General features: G+C 63.6%; 21 protein-coding genes and 1 pseudogene. 13 read left to right on the top strand and 9 right to left on the bottom strand.

Annotated features, from left to right (window positions below; translation table 11 throughout):
* Positions 1 to 89 precede the first annotated feature (89 nt).
* The gene (locus ACTWPB_RS06710) at positions 90 to 1,715 is read left to right on the top strand and encodes an AlbA family DNA-binding domain-containing protein (protein WP_446224816.1); all 1,626 of its coding nucleotides are present in this window, start codon (positions 90 to 92) and stop codon (positions 1,713 to 1,715) included.
* 321 nt (positions 1,716 to 2,036) lie between these two features.
* Positions 2,037 to 3,005, top strand: coding sequence for a hypothetical protein (locus ACTWPB_RS06715; RefSeq protein ID WP_446224817.1), 969 nt, complete (start codon positions 2,037 to 2,039; stop codon positions 3,003 to 3,005).
* Between the two features lie 8 nt (positions 3,006 to 3,013).
* Here the strand turns inward: ACTWPB_RS06715 and ACTWPB_RS06720 are convergent, their stop codons facing one another.
* From ACTWPB_RS06720 to ACTWPB_RS06750, 7 genes and pseudogenes are all read right to left on the bottom strand, one after another.
* The gene (locus tag ACTWPB_RS06720) at positions 3,014 to 4,552 is read right to left on the bottom strand and encodes a hypothetical protein (RefSeq protein ID WP_446224818.1); all 1,539 of its coding nucleotides are present in this window, start codon (positions 4,550 to 4,552) and stop codon (positions 3,014 to 3,016) included.
* Between the two features lie 473 nt (positions 4,553 to 5,025).
* Positions 5,026 to 5,148, bottom strand: a pseudogene (locus tag ACTWPB_RS06725) (IS110 family transposase); the annotation flags it as partial.
* A gap of 254 nt (positions 5,149 to 5,402) precedes the next feature.
* The gene (locus tag ACTWPB_RS06730; RefSeq protein WP_446224819.1) at positions 5,403 to 5,723 is read right to left on the bottom strand and encodes a hypothetical protein; all 321 of its coding nucleotides are present in this window, start codon (positions 5,721 to 5,723) and stop codon (positions 5,403 to 5,405) included.
* Positions 5,724 to 5,732: 9 nt separating this feature from the next.
* Positions 5,733 to 6,131 carry a DUF4279 domain-containing protein gene (locus ACTWPB_RS06735; protein ID WP_446224820.1) on the bottom strand — a complete coding sequence of 133 codons (399 nt, stop codon included), beginning with the start codon at positions 6,129 to 6,131 and terminating at the stop codon, positions 5,733 to 5,735.
* Entirely contained in the window at positions 6,128 to 7,396 is a 1,269-nt protein-coding gene (locus ACTWPB_RS06740) for a polymorphic toxin type 33 domain-containing protein (RefSeq protein ID WP_446224821.1), read from the bottom strand. Before ACTWPB_RS06740 ends, ACTWPB_RS06735 begins: the two co-directional genes overlap by 4 nt.
* Positions 7,396 to 7,671 (bottom strand): WXG100 family type VII secretion target, encoded by a 276-nt coding sequence (locus ACTWPB_RS06745; RefSeq protein ID WP_446224822.1) that lies wholly within the window; start codon positions 7,669 to 7,671, stop codon positions 7,396 to 7,398. The genes ACTWPB_RS06740 and ACTWPB_RS06745 overlap by 1 nt, the downstream gene beginning before the upstream one ends.
* Before the next feature lie 20 nt (positions 7,672 to 7,691).
* Positions 7,692 to 8,033, bottom strand: coding sequence for a WXG100 family type VII secretion target (locus ACTWPB_RS06750; RefSeq protein ID WP_446224823.1), 342 nt, complete (start codon positions 8,031 to 8,033; stop codon positions 7,692 to 7,694).
* Between the two features lie 228 nt (positions 8,034 to 8,261).
* Between ACTWPB_RS06750 and ACTWPB_RS06755 the strand changes: the two genes are divergently transcribed.
* The 3 genes from ACTWPB_RS06755 to ACTWPB_RS06765 all read left to right on the top strand — a co-directional run bounded on the left by ACTWPB_RS06755 (position 8,262) and on the right by ACTWPB_RS06765 (position 10,839).
* A complete protein-coding gene (locus ACTWPB_RS06755; RefSeq protein WP_446224824.1) occupies positions 8,262 to 8,549 on the top strand; it encodes a hypothetical protein in 288 nt (95 codons plus the stop codon).
* A gap of 257 nt (positions 8,550 to 8,806) precedes the next feature.
* Positions 8,807 to 9,952 carry an IS701 family transposase gene (locus ACTWPB_RS06760; protein ID WP_446221242.1) on the top strand — a complete coding sequence of 382 codons (1,146 nt, stop codon included), beginning with the start codon at positions 8,807 to 8,809 and terminating at the stop codon, positions 9,950 to 9,952.
* 350 nt (positions 9,953 to 10,302) lie between these two features.
* Complete coding sequence (locus ACTWPB_RS06765; protein WP_446224825.1) at positions 10,303 to 10,839, top strand: HD domain-containing protein; 537 nt, start codon at positions 10,303 to 10,305, stop codon at positions 10,837 to 10,839.
* Here ACTWPB_RS06765 and ACTWPB_RS06770 read toward each other — a convergent pair.
* Together ACTWPB_RS06770 and ACTWPB_RS06775 are read right to left on the bottom strand one after the other, a co-directional pair.
* The gene (locus ACTWPB_RS06770; RefSeq protein WP_446224826.1) at positions 10,832 to 11,302 is read right to left on the bottom strand and encodes an NUDIX hydrolase; all 471 of its coding nucleotides are present in this window, start codon (positions 11,300 to 11,302) and stop codon (positions 10,832 to 10,834) included. The two genes, ACTWPB_RS06765 and ACTWPB_RS06770, sit on opposite strands and share 8 nt — an antisense overlap.
* Complete coding sequence (locus tag ACTWPB_RS06775) at positions 11,277 to 12,044, bottom strand: helix-turn-helix domain-containing protein (protein ID WP_446224827.1); 768 nt, start codon at positions 12,042 to 12,044, stop codon at positions 11,277 to 11,279. The genes ACTWPB_RS06770 and ACTWPB_RS06775 overlap by 26 nt, the downstream gene beginning before the upstream one ends.
* A 141-nt stretch (positions 12,045 to 12,185) precedes the next feature.
* Between ACTWPB_RS06775 and ACTWPB_RS06780 the strand changes: the two genes are divergently transcribed.
* The 8 genes from ACTWPB_RS06780 to ACTWPB_RS06815 are packed head-to-tail and all read left to right on the top strand — an operon-like array spanning position 12,186 to position 16,777.
* Positions 12,186 to 12,395, top strand: a complete 210-nt coding sequence (locus ACTWPB_RS06780; protein ID WP_446224828.1) for a helix-turn-helix domain-containing protein — start codon at positions 12,186 to 12,188, stop codon at positions 12,393 to 12,395.
* A complete protein-coding gene (locus ACTWPB_RS06785) occupies positions 12,392 to 12,664 on the top strand; it encodes a hypothetical protein (RefSeq protein ID WP_446224829.1) in 273 nt (90 codons plus the stop codon). The genes ACTWPB_RS06780 and ACTWPB_RS06785 overlap by 4 nt, the downstream gene beginning before the upstream one ends.
* Positions 12,664 to 12,813, top strand: a complete 150-nt coding sequence (locus tag ACTWPB_RS06790) for a hypothetical protein (protein ID WP_357373104.1) — start codon at positions 12,664 to 12,666, stop codon at positions 12,811 to 12,813. Before ACTWPB_RS06785 ends, ACTWPB_RS06790 begins: the two co-directional genes overlap by 1 nt.
* A complete protein-coding gene (locus tag ACTWPB_RS06795; RefSeq protein WP_446224830.1) occupies positions 12,810 to 13,208 on the top strand; it encodes a hypothetical protein in 399 nt (132 codons plus the stop codon). Before ACTWPB_RS06790 ends, ACTWPB_RS06795 begins: the two co-directional genes overlap by 4 nt.
* On the top strand, positions 13,205 to 13,513 hold the full coding sequence (locus ACTWPB_RS06800; protein ID WP_446224831.1) for a hypothetical protein: 309 nt from the start codon (positions 13,205 to 13,207) through the stop codon (positions 13,511 to 13,513). The genes ACTWPB_RS06795 and ACTWPB_RS06800 overlap by 4 nt, the downstream gene beginning before the upstream one ends.
* Positions 13,510 to 13,929 (top strand): RRQRL motif-containing zinc-binding protein, encoded by a 420-nt coding sequence (locus ACTWPB_RS06805; protein ID WP_446224832.1) that lies wholly within the window; start codon positions 13,510 to 13,512, stop codon positions 13,927 to 13,929. Before ACTWPB_RS06800 ends, ACTWPB_RS06805 begins: the two co-directional genes overlap by 4 nt.
* Positions 13,926 to 14,705 (top strand): hypothetical protein, encoded by a 780-nt coding sequence (locus tag ACTWPB_RS06810; RefSeq protein ID WP_446224833.1) that lies wholly within the window; start codon positions 13,926 to 13,928, stop codon positions 14,703 to 14,705. The genes ACTWPB_RS06805 and ACTWPB_RS06810 overlap by 4 nt, the downstream gene beginning before the upstream one ends.
* Positions 14,702 to 16,777: an AAA family ATPase gene (locus ACTWPB_RS06815; protein WP_446224834.1), complete on the top strand. Its 2,076-nt coding sequence runs from the start codon at positions 14,702 to 14,704 to the stop codon at positions 16,775 to 16,777. The genes ACTWPB_RS06810 and ACTWPB_RS06815 overlap by 4 nt, the downstream gene beginning before the upstream one ends.
* Positions 16,778 to 16,799: the final 22 nt, after the last annotated feature.

Genomic DNA, 16,799 nt, shown 5'->3' on the forward strand with positions numbered 1-16,799 from the left:
GAAGCGCCTACTGGCGGTGTTGGGCGCAGTTGGGGCACCGGCCGGGGCTTCTGCGTTCCGGCGACGTAGCGCGGCGGGACTATCCACCGATGCATTCCGTGGTGACGACAGCATCGCCGCGCAAGACGACAACAACGACCGAGGAGCTTGGAACGTTGATCACGGTGGATGGCCGTACCGACTACGAGAAGGTAGTAGAGCTACTCCAGAACGGCACCGAGGACCGCGAGCTCGATTACAAGTCCTACCTGGACCTGTCGAGAGGCAGCAAGCACTCGATCGAACTGGCCAAAGACTGTGCAGCCATGGCGAATCTGCCACGCGGGGGCTACATCGTCGTCGGAGCCAAGGACAACGGTGACCTGGCCACTGATGCCGACCCGATCACACGGGGACAGTTCGACTCAGCGACGCTGACACAGAAGGTGCGCGACTATATCGACGGTCCGATCCACATCACCAGTGCGGTCCACGAGGTGAGTGGCTGGCTCGTCGCGGTGATCCATATCCGCCCCGACGACACCGCAGGCCTGCCGGTGGTGATGGGCAAGCACGGCGTGCTTCCCAAACGGGATGGGCAGAACCGGAACCCGGTGTTCTACGAGGGACAGATCCTGACCCGCCAGGGCTCGATGAACACACCGATGTCGTATTCGCAGTGGGAGGATGCGCTCGTTCGCTACCGCGAGCGCATAACCCGGGAGGCCTCCGCGTACACCAACGGCCTGCTGCAGCAGATTCTCGACGCCGTCCGGAATCAGGGCTCCGGCGGACCTGTTACCGTCCCGCTGCAGCCGGAGATGGACCTCGCGACGCTGTCGACCGCGGTTGGGCAGAACTTCGAGGCCGGCGCAGCCGGAGTGACCTGCATCCGTCGATTCCTCACCGTCGTGCAGAGATCTGCGAGGCCTACACCCAGTTCCTCAGGCGAGAAGGCCCTGGACCAATTGTGTCTGATCGCTTTGAGTGCGGACGATTTTCGTCACGACGAGGTCTACGAGCAGGCGATTGGCATCCTCGCTAGCCTATACACGAACGTCGGCGGATTGGGCGGGCGTGACGCCTACCTGGCTCCCGACGTTAAGAACCGCTACCTACTCGCGGTGCTCGTGCGCGTCTTTATCATCGGCAGCAACCTGGTACGCGAATCCCACTGGGAGTGGATACCTTCGCTGGTCCGACGACCGATACTTCAGGAAACGTCCTACAAGTACCTGACCTGGTTGCGCCACGGCCAGGTCCAAGCCAGCCGCAACGGCCTGATGCGCGCTGACGACCACGGCCGCCCCGGTACCGGAGGCAATCTGCTGGCGTTGTGCCGCAGCCACATGCTCGACCACCCTGAACTTCGAACGGACTGTCCTGACGCCTCAATCGAGGTCGGTCGGGCCGACGAGCTGTTGGACTCACTGTGCCAGTTCGACATGCTGTGGTGCCTGATCATCGCCACACAGCCGTCGGATCATCTCGGCTACGAGTACTACGCCAGCTTCGCCGGATTCTTCGGCGACCGCACTGAACCGATTTTGGATGAGTTTGTCCGGTCCGAACCGATGCGGCGCGCGCTATTCGCCGACACTGACGACCACACCATTGCTGCGGCCATGAAGCAAGTAGTCGAGCACGCAACGCGCGAATCGCAGGTCATGGGTGTCCACACCGAGATCCGACTCTCACAGCGAGTTGCCCAATTCATCGCCGAAGCAGACATCTGACCACGACACCGCAGGCGGAACGTAGAAAATCAAGCGGCGTCGTTGGCCCCGCGTGTACAGGTGTTGGCGCGGATTGACCATAGTCTGGTTCCCCCCGGTTCCCGTCCGCCGATACCGCCGAGAACGGCTGGCTACCCACCGCGAGACCTGCGAAGTTCTTGTCTCTGACCGCTGCGGCTGAGCGGGTCTCGTAGTGGCACATGCCGATTAGCGGCTGCGCGAGGCGTATGTCCCTCCGCGTGAAGATGGCCCCACCGGCGACAGATTGGTGGATTAATCAATCCGGCAACCTGATCCCGAACGGTGTGTCACCCTTCGGCCATGACGTCTCAGTCAGCCAGCGACGACCGCCGTGCCGTGCCGATGCAGGCCGACGTAGGTCAGGAATGGATCTACCGTCGGCACGACTTCGCATCGTCGGAACGTGTGCGGGTCATGGCCATTGACAAGCGTCCGCGCAGCGTTCGGGTCGAGGTCGAGTTCCTCGACGGCGAGAAGTCCGGGCAGCGGGAGAACACACCCTCGGGTCGGCTCCACGGCCACTGGCGCACTGTGGGCCAGTACGACGAATTCATGAGGAATTGGAGTCGACTCGCGGCCGAGGGCGATATCAGCGAGGTTGAGGAGTCGGCGATCGACTTGGTTTTCGAACTCCTGATACCGGAAGAGATCGCAATATGCTGCGGGCGCCAGGTCAAGGAGGTGACCGAGGTCTATGACCGGGGCGGCTTCGAGAAGGTAGTTGGCACCTCGCTCGAGGAAATCACGTCTTCCATAGCGGCATTCGACCTCGACGGCACGTGGGTGCTGTCACCGGCAGGCTCGCTCCTAGTCGCCGAGTTGGCATGTCTACGTCACCCCGCAGTGATTCTGGATTGGGTGATGGAGGCTGAGGAGAAAGCGCGTGACCTGTGTATCAGTGGGCGACGGTTTCAGGCCTATGACGGGTCGGGCGAGCGGACATCGAGTCCGGAGTGGGAGTACAAGTGGTACGTCGAACGTGAGCGGCCACTGCACGAGCTATTACGACAGTTGTGCGGCCACCGAGCGGTGAGCGTCTACGAGCGGGTCACTGCCGCAGAAGCCGAGGTGCTTCGGCTCGAGCGCATCGTGCGGCGGCTGATTGAGGCATTGCAGGACCACAACCACAGCCTGGCCGAGGTAATCGAGCGGGAGCATGAGACTGAGCGGATCACACCGACCAATGTGCGGCCCGAGATCGAACGTCCGAAGTCCCCATGGGAGATGCCGGTCAGGTACGTAAAGGTTCGTGCCCCGCGGTGGTGGTGACGTGGCCATCACCACCGCGATGAGTGGTCTGGGCCGTAGTAGCTCCAACCATTGAGATAGGGCTTCAGATCATCGGCACTCGGCTTGGGAATGGTCGGCATGCCAAGCTCGCTGTGTAGTGGGTTCAATTCCTTGCTGTAGTTCGACGCCCACTCGAGCCAGCGTGCCGCGTCTTGCCTGTGGTGGTCATCCTCGATGGCGGCGACGTGGGATCGCATCGCTGCCAGGTATTCGTCAAGCTCGTTGAGCCCGCGCCAACGCTTGGCCTGTTCCCGAAAGACTTTGCCGCGATAGGCGTCAGCGAACGCTGATTCGGCTGTTGCCCTAGCGGTTTCCCACCTGCGGCGGCGTTCGGCCGCTGCGCTCTCGTCAGCAAGCTGCTTCGCCTCGGCGTCGGCGGCACGTAGTTCCAACTCCAATACCATCCGGGCTAGGTCGACCACGTCCTCGTCGTCGCTGTAGGTCCACGAGGATTCGAGGCAGGAAATGCCGTGAAGGATCGTCAGAGTGACCCGGCCACTGGGAACGACATCGTATTTGGCGAGTGCGTACGTGGAATCCCTTGCCGCGCGGGCAAGTTCAGTGGGCGTCGCGTCGTGGGATACCTTCTCGGTCGGCTCGACCAATTGGATTCCGAAAGCGTGTCGGCCGATCTTGACCCTCAACACTTCCGGTGCGGTGTTTCGTCGCTGGTAATTGCCACGGGGATCGTGTCCGGGCACCGCCGAGACAACGCCACCTCTTGCCGTGAGTGCAGTGGCGAGAACGTCGAGTAGGCCGAGCGCCCAGACACGGACCGACGGTGTGATCAGCAGGCTCTTTTCGTCATCGCGCAGGCGAATTGCCGCCGGATGGGTCAACGAGCGACGTGCTGGCACGATGATCGGGTCAGGCTCATCGATCAGTTTGATGACCTGTTCTCTGGTTTCGTGAACCTGCCCAGTGACGAGGAGCTTGCCCTGGGGTACCTTCCCGAACCGCAGCGCAGAGCGGATCAGGTTGTGGTAGTTGGGGCTATCGGCCGTTTGCTGGACCAGCAGTGTTCCACCGGCTTCGATAATTTCGGCGATGAAGTTGTCGACTGGTCGTGGTCGTGGTCGAGGCTTTCGCTTTTCTTCGGCTGCTCGGGGTCCGTTCGTCGCGGGCGTGGTGGAAAGTGAGCGGAAACTATTGGTGTTCTTCGTATCGGGCACGGGATCGTGCTCGACGCTTCCGGCATTGCGCTGATCCGGAGTGTCGGTATCGGCGCGCAGACGCCTGTGCGGGCGATCCTGGCGCACGACCGGTGGTCGACGTACGCGCGCCTTGCGTTTGCTGTCCCAGTGTCCCTGCGGGTACTGACCGTGTTCGAGATAGTGGCGACCCGCATCGGTGAGTTCTGCGTGCCAGATGCCGCCCTTCGTCGACACCCGAAGTAGGCGACGCCACTCCAAGGCCCTCGCGCTGTGCTTGTAGCTGTGGCCGACCATCGCGCCGTCAGAGCACCCTGCGGCGACCCAAGTGAGAACCTCCATCTGGACAGTCGAGATCGGGTCGGTGTGCGCCATACTCAAGACTTACACGGGTTCCGGCTCGATCCGACACATTCGGTGGCATTCGGCCTGGATAACAGATGTGATGTGAACTCGGGCAACGGTAGTCATGATCACGTACTCGGTGGCGATGTTCCCACGGCGCTCCTCCGAGGTGCACGCAGAGGTTCTCCACAGCTGCCAGGTAGTCGATCGAATGTTGGCCACAAATGAGGGTGGACGACCGCGCGGATGGCATACGCCTGCAAAGGCATGACCTGGAGCCCCTCACTCTCGTCGAGGAGTTCCGAACGGTGCTCGTCTGGATCCATGTTTTCGGCCCGACTCTGACTGGGGCATTGGACGGCCTCCACCCGCGTGGCGGCCCTGGGCTGGAACATGAACTGGTCCAGATGTCGGTCGTGGCTGGCGACAAACAGGCCGATCCCACCGATCCGGTGGCCGCGGCGGCTGCTCGCCGACAAGGTCGCCGACGCCGAGGTACATCACCGGGCTTCGTCGTTGGGAAACGCCTGGTCGAAGAGTCGTTTGCCGTTCGGATCGAGACCGACTGCGTGGTGCTCGCCTTTGCCGACATCGATGCCGCAGAGCACGGCGTATGCCTGTGTCACTTGCTGTTTCCTCGTCAGGTTCGAAAACGCTGGTCGAAACGGTCGCCGGATCTGGCGTCAACGCCCGGCCCCCCACGTTACGAAGGGACCTCGATTGCGGCCCTGTCCCCATTAGCGGTCCGTCGACGCCACCGATACCCGACGACACCACCCCGGTTCGTGCGTTCGACTGGGGGAAGTAGTCATACCGGGACCGGCGAGCGTGGGCCTGGTCTCAGACCCGCGGACAAGGTAAGGGGGATTCGCACGATGGCCTATGTTGTTGTGCGCGGCCCGGTTTTGATCTGCAGCGACATTCCGGTTGAGGCAAGGCGGTTCAGGAGCCGACGATCGAAGTACATCGAAGGAAAGCTTCTGCCTGCTAACGCGGCATCTACCAAAATTTCACCGCCGGAGTCGTAGGACGTCGTCACCGACCTGGCAGTACTCAATTCGTCGAGGAACGCGTCGACCGCGTCCTCCAGACTCCAATTCACGTCGATCCGACGGAAATTGGTTTCATCGACATCATGTTCGCCAATTCCGACTACTTCAGTACGAATAACCGGAGTTTGGTCATTTTGCTCATCGATCATTAATTGCTCCTAAATGACATCGATATCCAGCGAAAGTCCTGAAGGCGCTAGAAACGCGAGTGTCGCAGCCGACAAGGTGATTTCAGGCCAACAGCCCGCGGGGGCGTCCACCGCAACGGTCAGACAGCCGGACATCCCCTGCTCTGAGAGAATATTCCGCAACTGCGGACTGACCTGCGCAAGCTGTCGTACAGCCCGGTCTATCTGCTCGCCAACCGATCCGACGCCGGTCGGTAGCCGAAGAACCCAACCATCGGAACTTCTACGTAGTTTGGGGGCGGCTCCCTGTTGCCCGGTCCGCCATTGATCGGACGGCGTAAGACCCAGCGCTGCAGTCACCTCATCTGGCTCGAAAGTACCGGTCAATCGTAGAGAAACTGTTACTCCGGCGAGCTTCTCAAATGTCATTGCAATCTGATCCCCGTCGGGTCGCCTGGTCCTTTTCCGCCTTTTGGCTTAATGTACACGTTTCCCTTTCCATCTTTGTAAAGATCGTATCGCGACGGCGGCTCCGGTTTTACGTCATGTGGGTCGTGACCGCGAGATTTTAGTTCCCTAATATCTTTGTCGGTCAGGATTTTATCCTGCGCGGGGTTCCGTGCCCGTTCCTCCGTGCTGTCCCAGACCGGCTCGTCGTCGGCTGCCTCGTCGGCTGCGATGTACACCGCCATGCCTGCGATCGCACCCACCGCCGCACTTAGTCCAGCCTGGGTGAGATCAGGGATGGCGGTGAAGCCGCCGCCAGCCACTCCGATGGCGATGACCGCGCCGACGGCCGTAACCATACGGCTCACTGTGACGGTGTTCTTGATGATCACCGCCGTGGATTCCACGATCTCGATTGTGACAGCGGCCCCGCCCGCACCGGCGGCTGCGGCACCGACGCCGGCGGTCAGGAAAGCCGCGACGCCGACGATCACCGCGGTTAACACGATGGCTGCGCCGATCTCGACCGCAGCGGCAGCGACTTGCTTGCCGATGTCCTCGCGCATGGTCGAGAGCGCGTCATTGTGTTCGGTCAGCGGCGTGACCATGCCCTTGGCGGCATCTGCGAGTAGTTTCGCCGCCTGTTCAAGGGTGGCAAGCTTTTCGTCGATAGCGATGATGTTGGGGTCGGTGTTGTCATCGAACTTGGCTTTGATCCCGCTGATTCTGGTCGCGGCTCCGGTGACCGTGGCGTGTTCGGCGAAGGTTTTCCACGCGTCGCGGGCTATGCCGAGTTTGTCCTTGTCACCGTTGGGGATTCGTCCGACTCGCTCCAGGAGTCCGACTACTACGCCCTCGTCCAACCCTGGACCATTGTCGCCGCGCGAGCTAACCGGCAATGCCATGCCGGAGTCGTAGAGCGGTTCGGACGCGGTGGGTTTGGTGGGTTCCGAACCGCTCGCTGCGGTGCGGTTGGAGTGCCACCAGTTGTAGCCATTCGCTTGCAAGACGTCGCCATAACGAAGCAGTGCGTTCGCCAATGTCGCGGCAAGAGTAACGATTTCGTTGGCGTGGTTGTCGTAGGTGGTGATCCAGTTATTGCATGATTCGTGGTTTCCGGCCATGCCGCCGCACTGGTGTTGCAGCGCGGCGTTGAGTGGACCTAGCGCAAGGCTGAGGTCGTTGGCCAGGGCGTGGCATTTGTTGCCGGCGTCGTAGTACATGCCGGTGTCGATGATCCACGTCACTAGGCGCTTCCCAGCATCTTCTTGTTGATGTCGGCGGCATTGCCATAGCGGGTATGGGCTGATTTGGCGGCAGTGCTCATATCGCGCAGACCATCGGCGAATTCTCTTGCGCCGGTAACCCATTGGGCGTGGGCTATGTGGTACGCGTCGGCCGCGATGCCTTCCCAGCTGCCACCTTTGAGGGTCGCGACCTGATCGTCGATGTCGTCGAGGTGGTCGGCCACGTAGCCTGCGAGACCGGCGATTCGGGCCACGATCTGGTCGAGTTGGTCCATGTTGACCGAGAATTCCGACATCACAGGCCCGGGAGATCGAGGCTGGACATGTTCAGTGAGTATGCGTTGTTGGTGTCTTGCTGTTGATAGTTCTCTGCGGTAATGCCGAGTTTGTTGGCCATGTCGGTGAGCGCGGTGATGATGGAGGTGCCGCCGTCGTGTGTTTCGGTCCAGCCGGTGCTGAACAAGGTGGCTAGGTCGCCGCGCCAGCCGCCAGCCAATAGGGTGTCGACCTCAGTGTTGGCGGAAGCGAGGGCAGTACGCAGCGCTTCAGCGATGCCGTAGACGTAGCGGCCGACGGCTTGGACTTCAGTGGGTACAACAGATAGCGACGCTCCGCCGCTCCCCCCAGGAGTGCTCATAGCCAGGGAGGCTACGGGAGGCAATGGTCTGCCACTATGTGGGTTGCGTCACCGCGTGCCGCAGACGATGCCTGCGTACTCCTGCGTATCTGCCACGCGCACCGTTTATGGCGGGCTGTCGCCGGTACCGTTCGGTTGCCGCCCAGTCCGACGCTGACTGAGTCCATGGACGGCCTCCACCCGCGTGGCTGCCTGAGCTGGAGTGTGAACGGGTCGAGAATGTGGGGCGTGGCTGGCGACAAACAGGTCGATCCCACCGAGCCGGTGACTTCGGAGTCGGACGTACTGGCATGCCGGAGCTCGGCTGGCGCTGCGGGTGGAGACCATGAACAGGCGGTTGTCGGATCGGATCGCGTGGTGCAGGCGATAGACGCGGTGTGCGGCGGAATCACGGCGTCCTTCGATGTTCGGTACGTCGGTGGTGCGGAAGGTGAACGTATCGCTGCTGCGCAGGCCAAGGCGGTGGCCGCGCTGTTGAGTTGGCTGCAGGATCGTGGCGATATAGAGCCGTGCTGAAATCCCGTGTCGACCCGGTTTCCCGGTTCGTGTGTGCTGACGGTTCGTGGCCGGAAGTAGTTCAACCTGCGCGTTTGCGGCGAAAGGGTTGAACGAAGTCACGGTTCCAATAGGGATCGAACCTGCGACGCTAAAACTAACCCTCCACCTGCGAAAATGCAGGTGGAGGGTTGCGCCCCCGGCAGGAATCGAACCTGCGACCTAGGGATTAGTACTGCAACGGCATCTGTGTGAGTCGTTGCTGGTAGATCTGGTGCGTGGTGTTGGATCGTGTTGTGGCCGAGTTGGATTCGTTGATGTCGCGGATCGGTGGCCGGTTCGCGCGGTCGGAGCCGCGGGAGCGGGCGCGGGAATACGTGTCGGGGCTGCTGGCCGGGCTGGAGCGCAAGAATGGCTGGACGTTGGCCGAACGTGCTGGTGAGGGCTGTCCGGACGGGATGCAGCGGCTGTTACGCAAGGCCGACTGGGACGTCGAGGCCGTGCGTGATGACGTGCGCGACTATGTGGTCGAACACCTCGGCGACCCCGATGCTGTGCTCGCCGGTGACGAGACCGGTTTCCTGAAGAAGGGCACCAAATCCGCCGGGGTGCAACGCCAGTACTCCGGCACGGCCGGTCGGACGGAGAACTGCCAGATCGGGGTGTTCTTGGCGTACGCGTCGCGGCACGGGCATGCCCTGATCGATCGGGAGCTGTATCTGCCCGAGTCCTGGACCACCGATCGGGAGCGCTGTCGCGGCGCTGCGATTCCCGACGAGGTCGAGTTCGCGACCAAGCCCCGGCAGATGATCCTCATGCTCGAACGCGCGCTGGCCGCGAAGGTGCCGTTCTCCTGGTTCACCGCCGACGAAGCCTACGGCCAAGCCGGCTACTTGCGGGACTGGTGCGAGGACCACGACGTGTTCTATGTGCTGGCCACCCGCCGTGACCAGCAGGTGAGCACCCGCGCCGACCGGCTCGCGCGCGCCGAGGACCTCGTAGCGGAGTTCGGTGACCGCACCTGGCAGCGGTTCTCGGTCGGCGCCGGCGCGCACGGGCCGCGTGAATACCACTGGGCGCGACGCCAGATCGAGGGCACCTGGAAGACCGGGCGCGGGCACTGGCTGCTGGCACGGCGGGCGTTGACGCCCAACAGCAAAGGCGAGCACGAGATCGCCTACTACCTCTGCTACGGCCCCGCTACCGCCAGGTTGGTCGATCTGGCCTGGACCGCGGGATCACGCTGGCACGTGGAAGAGGCATTCCAGCAGGCCAAGGGTGAGGCAGGACTCGATCACTACCAGGTCCGCAGCTGGCGGGCCTGGTATGCGCACATCACTTTGTCGATGCTCGCCCTTGCGTGGTTGGCCGCGTCGAAAACCCTTGCTGCAAAGGGGGAACCAGCGATCTCGACGCGGACATGATCGCTCTCACGGTACCCGAGATCCGCCGTCTGTTGGTCGCGTTCGTACTGACCCCGCAACATAGGGCCGATCACATCTGGTTGTGGTCGAGATGGCGGCGCCGCCGCCAGTATCAAGCCCGGCTGTCTCACTATCGCCGCCGAGGCCACCCTCTCGATTGACCCACGAGTGCCGTTGCAGTATTAGAAGTTTCTGAGGCGTTGACGCTGTGCTGACCTGCGTAAAGGCTGGCTATGGGGGAGCGAATGGGCAAAGTTTCTAGGTGCACATTTTGTTGTCTCGCTGTGGCCAGCGGTACCCCGATTTCGAGCCCTGTGCACACGACTTCCTGGGGCGATACCGTGACAAGCATGACTGACGATCTGGTCACGTGGGCCGAGCGGGTCGCCCGCGAACAGCTTTGTGAGTTGCCCCGGCGACTGAAGCACGTCGAGGGCGTCGCACGCCAAGCGGAGCGGATCGCTGATGCGGTTGACGACCCGGAACTACTTATCGCGGCGGCGTGGTTGCACGACGTCGGATATGGGCCGCAGATTGCCGCTACCGGGTTCCATCCGGTCGATGGTGCGGAGTTCCTCACGGCGCAAGGCGCGCCGCCGCGGTTGTGTGCGCTGGTCGCTAACCACTCCTGCGCACACGTAGAGGCTCGATACCGCCACGTTCGTCTGGAGTGGCCGGACGAGCGCACCGCGCTGCGAGACGCCCTGTGGTGGGCGGATATGACCACGACGCCAACAGGCGGAACGACGGACGCTCGTCGACGGCTGGAGGAGGTATGCGAGCGGTACGGACCCGACCATGTCGTCACAAAGTCTGTGACCGAGGCCGCGCCGGAACTGCTGGGGGCGGTAGCGCGAACCGAGTCGTTGCGACCGGTCACTACGTAAAGAACGGGCCGTCGGTCTGTTCGAGCCCACGCTCGATTCGGAGAGCGATTGACGGGTGGACGTTCAGAGACGAGATGTCTTGCGGGGTGACCCATAGGACTTCCTTCGACTCCGAGCTGGTGCGGAGCGAACCCCCGACCGGATTGGCACGAAAGCAGATCGAGAACTCCTGCCGGACCTCGCCGTCGTCGTATGCGATGACGTGCCCGGGGTTGGAGAAGACCCCAACGAGGTCGGTGACACTCACCTCGATTCCGGTCTCCTCGAGGACTTCACGGGCAACGGCCTCGCTGACGGTCTCGCCCGCTTCGAGGCCTCCACCAGGAATCGCGTACCGATCGTTGTCTGTTCGCCGGATCATCAATATTCGGCCCGAGTCGTCTAGCACCACCGCGCTGACCGCCACCTTGATGGCGTTCGGCTGCGGTGCTGCCGGGTCATGGAAGTAGTCGGTTCGTCCCATTGCCGTCGTCCTCCGTCGCCGTGGCCCACACATGCTCAAAACTAGTCATGTACGTATCGAAGAGGTCGCCGGCGGGCAGTTGGCGGATATGCATCGCCGGGTTGTGCGCGCCGGGGAGGCCGTAGGTGTGCATGTTGACGATCATCTCGTCGTCGAATCGAAAGATCGAGTTGTACAGGGTTGTGTCGTGATAGCGCAGTTCGACGCCGTCGATATCGCCGAGGGGCCGTACCAACGCCAGCGCGTTGTTGATTCGTGCGCCAACGGTTCCTGTCGCCAGGCGTTCCTCGGCGCTGCGCTTGTCGGCTTCGGGTGCGGTCGGCCGACCGAAGATCATCCGCACTTTCAATCCTTCGCGGGTGTGTTTCCGGACGGCCTTGGTGAACTCGGGCTCCTCCGCGAGGAACAGTCCTGCGAGCACGAGGATGTCCAGCCGCTCCGTCGCGGAGGCCAGCAGCCGCCGCCACAGGTCCGAAGGGATGTCGTTGCGGTGGGGAAATACCGTGATCACCTCGGACTTGCTGACTTCCGCTCGTCGTTCTGACGACACGGCGTCCGGCCACAGGTAGTTCTCGGTCTCCCGAACGAGCGCCGCGATAGCGTGCCGATGGCGCGGATACGGCGCGCGCCCCTTGGTGATCCAGCGCTCGACGGTCTTCGAGTCCACGCCAACACGATCGGCGACGTCGGAAATGTCGAGGCCGTTGCGCAGGAGCGCCTCGCGAAGTCGTTCGTTCGCCATGATTCCTCCAAGGGACGTCTAGGGACGTCTTAAATCTACGTCAGACGTCTACGTTCGTCTACCTATGCGGTGAAGTAGTTTTCCAAATTCCCGAAAAGTGGTGAAAGACAGGAACTTTCCCACTTTGCAAGGAGATGGAACGTGGATAAATCCGTATCGGAGTCGCGAAATCTGATCAGCCTGAAGACGGCTGCCGGGCTGATCGACGTCGACTCGAAGACGATCCGGAACTGGATCGCGTCCGGCGATATCGCTGGGTACCGGATCAACGGTCGTTTGCTCCGCGTCGAGCGTTCCGAACTGCTGGCGCTGGTTCGTCCGGCAGAGCTGACCACTGGCGGTGTCGCATGAGCACCCCGACCGAGCGCACCCTGCAGGCGCGGATCGCGGCGCACGAGTCGTGGGCGCGAACCGGCGATCGCGCCGAGCGAACCGCGAAGGCACGCGCGGCGATGCTGAGCAAGTTTGACCGTCTGGTCGACCCTGACGGGTTGCTGAGCGCGGAGGAGCGCGCCTACCGGGCCGATCAGGCCCGCAAGGCGCATTACACGCGGCTCGCACTGAAATCGGCGCAGTCGCGGCGTCGTCGGGCAAGGAACGCCAAGGGTGGTGAGCGGTAATGCGCGCAAAGACGTTCATGACCGCCGTAGCGCTGCTGTCGGTCGGGTGCATGGTCCTGATCGCGCCGGACGTCCTGGGATTCGTCCTGATGGTCGTCGGTGCTGTGTGGCTCTGGCGTTCGTCGAAGCGGGCGGGGGTGCGGCGATGAGCATCGACGAACCGGCTTTCGACCCCGAGGATCTGCTGGACGAATTGGACTCGGTCATTGCCGCGCAGGAGATCCTGCAGCGCCGCATAGTCGCATTGCATGCCCGCTATGGGGCGTTGGAACCGTACGCGGAGCGATACAACAAGCCGAACCCTGAGGTCGACTACCTCTCGCTCGAGTACGGGAGCGTGAACGTCGAGGGCGCGACGAACCGTCTTGACGCCGCCGCCCACTACGCCCCGGGTGTGACCAGTTGGTTGACGTCGGCTCGGGACATCGCGATGAGGATTCGCGAGTACCCGCAGCCTGTGAGCGAGCAGGTCGGCCACGGATCGGGCAATGCGATCGCCGATGCGGTCGCACGCACCTCCGAGCGCGACGGCGTCGAGCGATGAGCGCCGGACTGTTCCGGTCGCCGCGTGAAGACCACAACGCGGTTGGCCGTAGCGCGCTCGGGTCGATGTCTCGCCCGGAGTTCGCCGGTGTCGGTGCGGTTTACGCCCCGGTGAACCACCTGCCGCCTGCTCTGCGTCTGATCGTGCTGGCCGTATGTGTCCTGATCGGGATGGTCGGCTGCTCGATTGCCTGGGTTGACCAGCAGTCCTACGTCGAGTCCCCGAACATCTGCCGGGCCCACGAGGTGGAACGCACCGATTGCGTGCACGTGCAGCGTGTTCAGCCCACACAGGTGACGCGATGAGCGAGGGAATCCCGACCTACGAATGGCGGACCGCGCCAGAGCATTTGCGGACCCGCCGCCAGTTGGCTGCTGAGGGTTTGCGCCCCAACGGCCAAGACATTGCGGGCCGGATCACCCGATCACGTGGCAGCCGGAGAGAACCGCTGGTGGCGCACCTTTTCGACGTGGCGAAAGCGGCGCCGAAGCGTCAGCCGACCGAGGCACAGCGAGCCGCGCTGGCGAAGGCCACCCGCGAGCGCCAGCTGCGCGCCGCAGAGCGCCGGGGGATAGACCGCGCCGAGTTCGACGAGCCGACCGGAGATCCCGGTCCGGCATGGGGTGCGCCGCCGAGTGCGCTCGCCAACTACACGTCATCGGGCAGCGCACTGGCCGACGCGCTCGCCCGGAATGCCGAACGAGAAGGGATGGACCGATGAGCTTTCGACTCTCACCGCGGGACATGTCCGGCCTCACGATCCTGGCCGAAATGTACGGCGCACCAATGGATGTAGTCGCGGACATGCTGGACGTGAGCGTCAACCGTGCCTACCGGATCACGGCGAAGTGGACGGCCGCCGGAATGGTCAGCGATCGGCGCCTGCGCCCGGTGCCGGGACCGTCCTGGATCTTCCCCACGAAATCGTCGGCGGAGGCGCTGCTGGGCAGGCAGGTGCGCTATTGGGTGCCTACGCCGAAGATGGCCGCGCACACGAAGGCTGTCCTTCAGCTGCGGTTGGCGCTCACTGGCACCGACCTCGACCGCTGGGTCGCAGAGCGTCTGCTGCGTGGGGAGGTCGGCCCGACCAAGCAGGGCGAGTCGCGGCAGCACATTCACGACGGCCGCTACTACACCGCTTCTGGTGATTTGTGGGCAGTCGAAGTCGAGCTGACAGCGAAAAGCATTGTCGCGGCGCGTAGTGCGGTGTTCCAGGCCCACCGGGTAGCGAAGTCGGCCGAATGCGTCGGCTTGGCCTACTTCTGTCGCGACGAGCCAGTCAAGAAGGTGATCCGGACAGCTGCGGAGGGTCTGGACACCACGAACGGGCCGCTGATGCGGCTGTTCGATCTGGACGAATTCCTGGCCAAGCAGAAGGCCGAGACGTCCTCTCCCGACCTGCGACCCGGGCTCCGGGTGATCGCGGGCGGAGCCGCTGATCACAAAAGCCCCCAGGTCACAGACCGAACCGAGAACGGAAAGGCGGTGTCGCAATGAGCTGCACCCCGATGATCACCCCGGCAGACTGCGGGCCGTACGCGCCGACGCCGGTCCTGACCGCGACACCGACCAACTCCCCGCAGATCAATGTCGACCCGACGATGCCGCCGATCGGGCTGGACTCCGACCCGATCGGGTGGATTCCCAAACTCAGTGAGATCTCGCTCGACGGCGTCGCCGATGGCGCGCTGCTGATGGCGGCGTGCGTGGTGGCGATCCTGGTGATGACGATCATGATCCTGGTTCCCGCGACCATGTTCGGATGGCAGCCGACCCGGCTGCGGAACTGGCTGATCGGCAGCCTGATCGCGATGCCGGGCGCAACCGCGCTGTGGGCGTGGGATGTGCTGGCGCCGGGCACGATGGCGACCGAGGCATCGCGGCAGTTCATGGACGGCCAGTACACGGCCGGTCTGCTCGGGATGGCTGTGGTGTTGGTGCCGATGGCGTGGTTCACCGCGACCGTCGCACACGCCAACCGCCGCGTGCAGCTCGCCACGGTGGGGTTGAAGTCCCCGGCACGCACCGAGCGGGCGTTGTGGGCCCAAGCGCAGCGCGAGCAGCGTGCCGCGGCGAGGTTGTCACGCCGGCGTCTGCCGTTCACATCGGGGTGGGCGAGCCCGCAGCTGGTCATCGGCCGGTTGTCGACCCAGACCGACCAGGCGCCGCCGCAGAACCTGCTCCGGACGCTGTTCGGGCGCACCGAGACCCGGCTGATCCTGCCGTGGATCAACGTCGCTGAGCACATGACCTCGGTCGCGTCGTCCGGATCGGGCAAGACCACGCTGATGCTGCGTGTGCTGGTGTCCTGGTTTGTGACGACCTGGACCCGTCACCGGCAGTGGTGGCGTGCCGATCGGCCCGGTCGCCCGCTGGTGGTCGTTGTCGACTGCAACGGTGGTCCGGAGTCGCGCAAGGTCGCGGCGCGGATGCGTAAGTGGTTCTCCGCGTTGGGAGTGCGTGCCGACCGGATCGGGATCTTCCCCGACGACGTGTCGCTGGGCATGTGGAACGCCACCGTGGAGGACCTGCGGTCGATCCTGTCGGCGATGATCTCGGGCGGCTCGACGCCGACGACCGACACCGAACGGTACTTCCACGAGATCCGCGAGACCCTGATCCACCTGATCGTGGACGCCCCGGCACGGGTCGACCTGATCAACGGCGTGCCGACGCCGCTGGGGGAGAACCCACCGCGGTCGTGGCTGGAATTCCTGTCGCGCTTCGACGTCGACAAGCTCTCGGCCCTGTGGGGCGGACAGGCCGGCGTTACTCCGTGGTCGGGTGTGCAGGGCATCGACATGGAGATCGCCTCGACCATCGACGGCAAGCAGCCGGTCATGAACTCCGCTCGCGCCGAGTTCGCGAACCTGTACCGGTCGCTGGGCACCGCGTTCGACGGTGACAAGGAACTGACCGACTTCGACCTGATCTACATCGTGCTCGAAGGTGTGAAGACCCCCGACCGGGCGCGTAGCCAGTTCGGTGCGCTGGGAACGATGTTCGAGCAGCTGGCCGACAAGCAGCACGGCCGCACCAGCCTGCTCGTCGTCGACGAGTTCTCCGCGGTATCTGACGGCAAGACCCGCGCAGTCAAGTGGGTCGAACGCCTGCGCAAGGCCGGTATCGGCTCGTGGTGGATCGCGCAGTCCTGGCAAGGCCTGGGCCACGACGACGACAACCGCACCGCACTGGTCTCCGCGGCATCGGGTGGTTCGTTGCTGGGCCGGTCAACCGACCCGGAGACCCTGGCCAAGATCTACGGCACCCGCCCGAAATTCGAGCTCAGCCGCAAGTTGATCGGCGGCAACGCCGCGGGCGACGAGGGCAACGTGCAGTCCTCCGACCAGTTCCTTGTCCCGCCGAACAGGTTGCGCGCCATGCAGAAGGGCGACGTCGTCCAGGTCTCCGGTGGACGTGCCCGCTGGGGGCGCGTGTCGCCCCTCGATGACGGCGAGCTGAAGCGGATGCGTCCGCTGGCTGGGCTCGACCGGTTCACCGACACCGCCGAAGCGGACACCGCTGATCTGGCACCGGTGATCGACATGTCCAAGCGCCGCCCGGCCTGAAACAGCACTGACCGCAAGGAGA

Source organism: Nocardia sp. IBHARD005 (assembly GCF_052814245.1).